We start from the raw sequence: 7,903 nt of genomic DNA, 5'->3' as shown, positions 1-7,903 counted from the left end.
CTCGCTGCTTTGTAAGTTGCTGGGTGCCAATCGGTGCCTTAGTGGAGGCTTGAGCCGTATGCAGTGAAAGTTGCACGTACGGTTCTTAGAGGGACGGCACTTGGTAACAAGTGTCGTCTACTCGACAAAAACGAGTTAGCTATTACGCTAACTCATTGTGAGCACTAAGCGACTTGCCATTACACTAACTTAAAAGAGAATATATCTAGTAAGTACTAAGAAAAATACCAACAACCTCCCCCTCTAAGCTGACAATTACCTGACATAACACCACAAAAATAGCGACTTTTGTCATAACCCTGTAAAAAGTAAGTTATTCTCACTGCAAATGATTGCTTTTAATTTATTAACAATCTAACATCTTCTGCAATATTTATTCATATATTGAAAAAGGGTTTTACATGAAGAAGTTATGTTTAGCAGCAATGGTAGCTACAGTACTTGTTGGCTGTAACGCAGGTGACGAAGTTGTAGAACACGGCGGTATCGACATCAATAATTTATCTCAAACCCAAAAACAAGATTACGCAGAGTTAACTGCCGATGCATTAGCAGTCATCGCGCAAGCGGCTGATAATTGTTCAAATGGAATGGCTGTTGGCGAGACAAAACAATGTGACCTTAGCGCCAGCAATACAACGACAAACATTATTGTAGCAAAAGGCCAAATTGACGTTGAACAACAGGAAAATCAAACTGTTATTGTTCATACAACAAAAGCAATGGAGTTTACCTCTCCAAATGCAGTGACAAACGGTGAAGTCATTTCACTTAATTTCAGTGAAAACCTTGATAAAGATTACAACATGACCCTTAAAACGCTACCTGGCGGAAATAACGTTACCTTTAAGGGAATGCTCATTAATACCGCTGACAGCGATGCAAAATATTGGTCTACTGAATCAACAACTGGACTAGCTCTTAAATATGATGCCAATATCAAGCTTCCATCCCTTATCAGCGGTAATGCCGTAATTACTGGTAAAGATAACCAGACATTTAATTGGTCTGCTGATAGTAATGGCGATATTACCGCTCAATAGAGTTACGCCTAGCATTCATTAACCAGCACTATAATCTAGTGCTGTTTTTTTACATTTAACCAATTGTTTATTAAACAATAAATTTCTTCCAGCTACGATAGCAGAAATAAGCAGTAACCTTTACTTTTCTAGGTTCAGTTAACATCATTTAATATCTGAGCAGTTCTGTTAGACAAGTGTCATGAAAATTATTTGAAAACAACCATTACTGTCATCTCTTTGTCAAAACCAAGTCATTAACACTGCGAATGATTGCTTTCAATTTATTAACAACCTACCCTCTCTCACAGTATTTATACATATATTGATAAAAGGTCTTGTATGAAGAAGCTATGTTTAGCGGCAATAGTAACAACAACATTATTAGGTTGTAATGTTGGTGATGAAGTTGTAAATCACGGCGGGATTGATGTTGATAACTTGAGCCATGCTGATTTACAAAACTATGCAGACGTAACTGCAGATGCCTTAACTGTTGTAGCAAAAGCAGCAAAGGACTGTGCTGAGAATCTACCGGTTGGTAATTCTAATGAATGTTATATTCCTGAAATTCAGGGAAATATTGATATTGCTGTTACAAAAGGCCGTATCAAGGTAGAAAAACAAACTGACAGAGTTGTTATTCATACCATTGAAGCGATGCAGTTTACCACCCACAACGCGATTGCAAATGGCGAAATTATTTCATTATCTCTGGATAAAAACACTGATGATGATTACATCATGGCGATGAATAATAGTAATCAAATCACATTTAAAGGTATGTTGGTTAATACTGCGGACAACGATACTACATACTGGTCTACCGAATCTACATCGCCACTGACTTACCGATACAATATCAATGAAGTTCATCCTTATATCACAAATGGTAGCGCGATTATTTCAGGTAAAGGTAACCAGTACTTTACTTGGTCTGCTGATGCAGATGGCGACATTTCTGTTATTCGATAAATGAATGATCGCCCAGCACGTCATTATACATTGGTCTATGCTGGACGATTAATAGAATCTTATTCATTACTATAATGAATCACGCTCTATTTTAAATTAGCTGTAACACTTGTTTAATTAACGTCACCCCTTCTGGGGTAAACGATAGAATAAACGCCGCGCAGTTAAGTATGATCATTGCCCATAATATGGCTTTAAATGGCTGTTTTTGAGATTTATGGCGCAATATCTTTTGTGCCCATAACGCACCAGGCCATCCCCCCACTAAGGCTAATATATGCAAGCTTGCTTCTTTGGTTCGCCATTTATCTAACTTAGCCGCACGTTTATCATGTGCATACACCGCAAACGTCACAACGCTTAATACTAAATATCCAATCAGTACTTGATAAGGGGTATTAAAAAGCGCCACTGATATCGCAACAAAAGCCAAAAAGATAACACTAAACCACTGTGACTTTGAAAAAGGTGCGGTGTATTTATCTAAACCTGAATGTGCTTTGGTCAATGTCACTGTTGTTGCTGACATGCGCCCTTTTTTATCTTTACTTATACGAAATGTTACGGCCTCATTGATACGAGGACGACACTGTTTATCCGGCAAGGCAGAGACATGAAAAAAAACATCTTGCTCGCCGTTATCTGGTGCAATAAATCCAAAACCTTTTTGTTGATTCCAGCTAATAATCTTTCCCGGTTGGGCCATGTTTGTTCCTAGCTTAAAAAATGTCGTCTATCGCGACGATAGACGTTGTTTTAAATGTTGATGGGCTGAATCAGAGATATCGCTACCCCATGCTTGACGCGCTAACCTATCGGCCGCCACTAATGTTGAACCTGAACCAAAAAACGGATCGGCAATAACATCACCTTCAACACTACTTTGCTCTATTAATATCTCTAATAGTGGGACGGGCTTTTCTGTCGGATAACCACGATAAACACGCTTACATTCCAATACATCTGGAATCGATAAGTTATTCAGTTTTCGCTTACCTTTTTCGAAAAACAAAATAAATTCATAACGTGCTCGATAATGATATCCCATGCCTATCGCGACTTTATCCCACACGATGGGTTTCCAAAACTTAAACCCCACCTGCTCTGCAATCGGTTTAATGTGAAACATTGTTTCTTGATCACAGAACAAATAGAAATGACTGTTTGGTTTTAAAACGCGATAGGCTTGCGTCAATAAACTTTCAAATCGTTCATTGGGGAAAATATCAAACCATTGGTTACTCGATCCTTTACTTTGTTTTAATCGCGTTGTTGTTCCCACTGAGCGGTGTTTTTCAAGCGACTCATAAGGTGGATCGGTGATCATCAAGTCAATACTTTGATCGGGCAAAGCTGTTAACCACTCAATCGCATCTTTTTGGAAAATTTGCATCAACAAACCTAATCTAATATGTGGGAGGAGAAACACGCAAAATAATGTCCGTCATAATACGTTAAATAACAAAAAACTCATAAAAATGTGATCTAGAATTAAATGTGTGCATATTCTTAAAGGTAATATCGTCTAATTCCAATATGGAATAATTAAATCACCAAGGATAAGGAACAGTGATGAGTAAACGCGCTTTGGTTGTCGAAGGTGGGGCAATGCGTGGCATTTTTGCCACTGGTGTATTAGATGCTTTTATTGAACGTAGTTACAACCCATTTGATTTTACTATCGGCGTATCAGCAGGCTCTGTAGTACTCATGGGATATCTGTGTGAAAGTTATCAACGTAACTATAAAGTTATTACCGAATACGCACGTAGTAAGGAGTTCATTAATTACAGACGTTTTGTTAAAGGTGGTAACTTAATTGATATTGATTGGTTATGGAACACCAGTATCAGTCATCTTCCTTTAGAGCTACACAAATATGAGAATCGTAATGTCCCGCTATACGCCACAACAACGGTGGTCGATACGGGTGAGCCTAACTACGTTGAAGTAACACGTAACAACTTAAATGAAGTGATGACTGCAACATGCGCCCTACCGATCATTTACCGTCAATTTCCACAAGTTGACGGTATTGAAATGAGCGATGGCGGTATTGCCGATCCTATCCCAGTGATCGAGGCTTACAATAAGGGCGCACGTGATATCACAGTTATTCTATCTCATGCTCAAGGTTTGTTTGCTAAAAATCGACAAGTGCCATGGTTAACACGTCGCTTATTCCGAACAAATCCCGTGTTTGGGCAAGAGTTTTTAACCAAAGAGTCTCGCTATAATAAGGCATTGTATTTTATTCATAATCCGCCAAAGGATTGCAAAATCACCGCCATTGCACCTGATAAAACGTTTATGATCAAAAGATTAACTAAAGATATCAGTAAATTAGATCAAGGTTATCAACAAGGTAGAGAAGCAGGATTAAGGCTGATCAATAATGATCTTCAATTTAAGCCATGATATTTAATGACTTTTTTACTACAAATAGCATCACTATTACGTATACTGCCCGATTCAATTTACACCACGGTTAGTTTTAGATGATTATTTTTACCACCAATGTTGGCGATATTACGATTGAGCTGAACAAGCAAAAAGCGCCTGTTACGGTTAAGAACTTCTTAAAATATTGCCAAGACGGTTTTTACAACGACACTATTTTTCACCGAGTGATCAAAGGCTTTATGATCCAAGGTGGTGGTTACACTGTGAAAATGAAAGAAAAACCAACCCGCGCCCCCATTGTTAATGAAGCAAACCGTGGTCTGAAAAATGTGATAGGTACTATCGCAATGGCAAGAACAGATGCCCCGCATTCAGCAACGGCTGAGTTTTTTATTAATGTTGCTGACAATGATTTTCTTGATCACACAGCAACAACAAATGCGGGCTGGGGATACACTGTTTTTGGCGAAGTAACGGCTGGAATGGACGTAGTAAACAAAATTTCAAAAGTAAAAACATTATCTGTTCGCGATCATGACGATGTCCCTCGTGATCCGATTGTGATTGAAAAAGTCACTATCATTGAATAGTAAAAAGCCCGTATACGTTTAACTCGCTATGATCGAGTTAGCGTAATACGGGCTTTATCGTTAACTGTAAAGGCTTAAATATCACTACAAACCTAATGTAAGTTTTCTTGCTTCTCGCCTAGCTTGCGGCGTTAATATACCAATATTCGATATAAGAAAATGATCAACGAAAGGGAAATCGGTTTCACTGTAATTTCGCAATACTAACCCTATCGCTTGCTGCACCTCATAATCACTATCATCGGCTAATAGCAGTACTGTCTCGCACAGTAAGTCGACATTGGTATGCTGTTTGTGATGACAATGCGCCAATAATGACGCTCGTTTCAACCATTTATTATCAGACTCTCGCCATTCAATTAGTTTTGATTCAAATTCGCGATGCCCTAACACAACAGGACTGATTAACTGCTCAACTAAGCGATCAGCAATATCAACCCCATCAACAGTTTCCAGCATTTCTTGATAAGTATGAAAAGCATGTTCATTTCTAAATGCATGGTAATACTCACCAGCATCAAGTGCTAAATAACGCTCTTCACGATAAACACCGGACCATAGCCAAAGCAGTAAGCGACGATAATTTTCTGCATTATCAATTTTTGTATGTGCTCTCGCATCTTTAAAAATTTCACTTCGTTGCTCGGCATTAACCCCATAGCAAGGCTGATTTACCCTAAGTGTTTGTTGCATATTGGCAGCAACCGCTTTATCTGCAACTTTGGCTAAGTGCTGCTGTATATAAATAACCATAGGTATAACAAGTGACATTGGGCGAATCTTTCCTTTTGCACTGTGTAATGACGCTATGACACTACACATTATGGCCAATTGGCTGACTTTTTATTATATAAACGAACCAAATGGAACGCTGTTCGCTTAACTGTTTCATATTCACTCTAAACAATCAATTTATAAAACACTTTATAATCCCAAGCGATTCGAAACCGTTTTATTTTAGGTTATCAATAGCAAACTAGTTATCAGCACAATCTTCCATTTTTTGTATACAGATTAATTGAGCAGCGTGCAAAACTAAAAAGTGTAAACATCTAATAACACTTCTATCTTTTTTACAGAAATTAACTAATTCATTACAATTAATGATTTTCAACCCCGCCAATGCGTGATAAATATGTTAATTATGTAAACTCAATCAGTTTAAATAACTTTTTATTTTATGATTTATAGTCAAAGATTTTCATATTTCTCATAGTGAAAAGGATATTTAAGACTAAATATTTATAACAATTATGACTCACTACAATCATTAACAGGATGTTTTATGGACACATCAACTTCTCCAACCGCTAATCGTGGAAACTGGAGTTCACGAATTGGCTTTGTTATGGCCGCAGCAGGATCTGCTGTTGGTTTAGGAAACATTTGGAAGTTTCCTTATACTGCTGGCGACAATGGTGGCGGCGCGTTTGTTGCTATTTACTTGTTTTTCGTTATTTTCATTGGCTTTAGCGTCATGCTAACTGAATTTGCAGTGGGACGTAAAACAGGTTTGTCTGCCGTTGGCGCATTTAAAACCACCGATCGTCGTTGGACGTTTGTTGGCATCATGGGAGTATTAAGTGGCCTACTTATCATGGGGTTTTACCCTGTTGTTGGTGGTTGGGCCATTGCTTATATCTATAAAATTTCAACCGGATTATTAAGTACGCCAACGGCTATTAACGATAGTTTTGGTAGCTTTATTTCTGATCCTATACAACCGCTTTTCTGGATGGGACTTTACCTTTTATTTAATATTTTTGTCGTTATCCGAGGCGTTTCAGGTGGTATAGAAAAAGCAGGTAAAGTGTTAATGCCACTGCTTTTCATTATCTTAATCATTGTGTCTATCAAAGGCCTTACCTTACCTGGCTCAATGGCGGGCTTAGAGTTTTTATTCAAGCCTGATTTTTCAAAAATTGATAGTTCTGTTGTGCTTGCTGCACTGGGACAGGCGTTCTTCTCACTAAGTTTAGGTATGGGCTGTATGCTGACATACGGCAGTTACTTACGCAGAAAAGAGAATATCGTACAAACCACCGCTATGGTTACGGCGATGGATACGGGGGTAGCATTACTCGCCGGCATCGCTATGTTCCCTGCAATGTTTGCGTTCAGCATGGAACCTTCTGCAGGGCCAGGTTTGGTATTTGTCGTTGTTCCGCAATTGTTTGCTGAAATGGGTGGCATCGGCTTCTTACTTGCAATTTTATTCTTCGTTGCTTTAAGTGTGGCGGCATTAACCTCGTCAGTGTCATTACTGGAAGTGGTCGTTGCCTACTTAATTGACGAGAAAGGTTTTAGCCGTGTGACTGCGGTGATCAGCGCAAGTATTGTGATGGCGCTACTTTGTATTCTTGCTTCGCTATCTATTGGTGGCTTTGGTCCTAAGCTATTCGACACTGGCGCATTTGATGTCTTTGACTTACTTACTGACAAAATCTTCCTTGCTGTTGGTGGTATGTTGGTGTGTCTATTTGCGGGCTGGCGTTTAGATCGAAGTGAGCTAAAAAAAGAAATTACCAATAACGGAAAAGTGTCATTCCCACTGTTCAACCTTTGGTATGTATTGATTAAATATATCATTCCAGTGGCTATCGCTATTGTTGCAATTTCAGGTGTGAAAGCTGGATTTGATAGTGATAAAGGCGACATCATGTTATTAGGTTTAGCGATTATTGCGCTGTGTGGGGTTTTCTCTAAAAAGCTGTAAATCTATTCGCTACAATATAACAATGAAAGGTTTGTCACTAACAATGACAAACCTTTTTTTTCTTATCGGTATACATTTATTACAAATGAAATCTGGCCATACTTGTATATTTTTATAAATTTGTATTCTCGTATTGAGACCCTTCATAATAATTCGTACACTGAGAGCGTTTAAATAATTAACTGCCATGCATACGG

Annotated in this window: 8 protein-coding genes; 5 read left to right on the top strand and 3 right to left on the bottom strand. The window is 38.4% G+C overall.

Going from position 1 to position 7,903, the window contains the following annotated elements:
- Positions 1-401 precede the first annotated feature (401 nt).
- Both C9J38_RS13875 and C9J38_RS13870 read left to right on the top strand, forming a co-directional pair.
- Positions 402-1,043 carry a hypothetical protein gene (locus C9J38_RS13875; protein ID WP_107207610.1) on the top strand — a complete coding sequence of 214 codons (642 nt, stop codon included), beginning with the start codon at positions 402-404 and terminating at the stop codon, positions 1,041-1,043.
- A gap of 321 nt (positions 1,044-1,364) precedes the next feature.
- On the top strand, positions 1,365-1,997 hold the full coding sequence (locus C9J38_RS13870) for a hypothetical protein (protein ID WP_107207609.1): 633 nt from the start codon (positions 1,365-1,367) through the stop codon (positions 1,995-1,997).
- Positions 1,998-2,088: 91 nt separating this feature from the next.
- Here C9J38_RS13870 and C9J38_RS13865 read toward each other — a convergent pair whose 3' ends face one another.
- On the bottom strand, positions 2,089-2,703 hold the full coding sequence (locus C9J38_RS13865; RefSeq protein WP_107207608.1) for a cold shock and DUF1294 domain-containing protein: 615 nt from the start codon (positions 2,701-2,703) through the stop codon (positions 2,089-2,091).
- Between the two features lie 27 nt (positions 2,704-2,730).
- A complete protein-coding gene (locus tag C9J38_RS13860) occupies positions 2,731-3,390 on the bottom strand; it encodes a site-specific DNA-methyltransferase (RefSeq protein ID WP_107207607.1) in 660 nt (219 codons plus the stop codon).
- A gap of 179 nt (positions 3,391-3,569) precedes the next feature.
- Between C9J38_RS13860 and C9J38_RS13855 the strand changes: the two genes are divergently transcribed.
- Complete coding sequence (locus tag C9J38_RS13855) at positions 3,570-4,415, top strand: patatin family protein (protein WP_107207606.1); 846 nt, start codon at positions 3,570-3,572, stop codon at positions 4,413-4,415.
- An 80-nt stretch (positions 4,416-4,495) separates the two neighbouring features.
- Positions 4,496-4,990 (top strand): peptidylprolyl isomerase, encoded by a 495-nt coding sequence (locus C9J38_RS13850; RefSeq protein ID WP_107207605.1) that lies wholly within the window; start codon positions 4,496-4,498, stop codon positions 4,988-4,990.
- Between the two features lie 84 nt (positions 4,991-5,074).
- Here the strand turns inward: C9J38_RS13850 and C9J38_RS13845 are convergent, their stop codons facing one another.
- The gene (locus C9J38_RS13845; protein ID WP_107207604.1) at positions 5,075-5,761 is read right to left on the bottom strand and encodes a DNA alkylation repair protein; all 687 of its coding nucleotides are present in this window, start codon (positions 5,759-5,761) and stop codon (positions 5,075-5,077) included.
- A gap of 514 nt (positions 5,762-6,275) precedes the next feature.
- On the opposite strand from C9J38_RS13845, the gene C9J38_RS13840 reads away from it, so the two are divergent.
- Positions 6,276-7,706, top strand: coding sequence for a sodium-dependent transporter (locus C9J38_RS13840; protein WP_107207603.1), 1,431 nt, complete (start codon positions 6,276-6,278; stop codon positions 7,704-7,706).
- Positions 7,707-7,903 lie beyond the last annotated feature (197 nt).

Origin of the sequence: Photobacterium sp. GB-210 (genome assembly GCF_003026075.1) — a bacterium.
GTDB lineage: Bacteria > Pseudomonadota > Gammaproteobacteria > Enterobacterales > Vibrionaceae > Photobacterium.
The sequence above is the reverse complement of the archived record's forward strand: the minus strand, read 5'-3'. Positions and strand labels throughout refer to the sequence as shown.

Bases quoted from the DNA above. Each gene is read 5' to 3' on its own strand.
- C9J38_RS13875 (WP_107207610.1), top strand. From the start codon at position 402: ATGAAGAAGTTATGTTTAGCAGCAATGGTAGCTACAGTACTTGTTGGC.
- C9J38_RS13870 (WP_107207609.1), top strand. From the start codon at position 1,365: ATGAAGAAGCTATGTTTAGCGGCAATAGTAACAACAACATTATTAGGT.
- C9J38_RS13865 (WP_107207608.1), bottom strand. From the start codon at position 2,703: ATGGCCCAACCGGGAAAGATTATTAGCTGGAATCAACAAAAAGGTTTT.
- C9J38_RS13860 (WP_107207607.1), bottom strand. From the start codon at position 3,390: ATGCAAATTTTCCAAAAAGATGCGATTGAGTGGTTAACAGCTTTGCCC.
- C9J38_RS13855 (WP_107207606.1), top strand. From the start codon at position 3,570: ATGAGTAAACGCGCTTTGGTTGTCGAAGGTGGGGCAATGCGTGGCATT.
- C9J38_RS13850 (WP_107207605.1), top strand. From the start codon at position 4,496: ATGATTATTTTTACCACCAATGTTGGCGATATTACGATTGAGCTGAAC.
- C9J38_RS13845 (WP_107207604.1), bottom strand. From the start codon at position 5,761: ATGTCACTTGTTATACCTATGGTTATTTATATACAGCAGCACTTAGCC.
- C9J38_RS13840 (WP_107207603.1), top strand. From the start codon at position 6,276: ATGGACACATCAACTTCTCCAACCGCTAATCGTGGAAACTGGAGTTCA.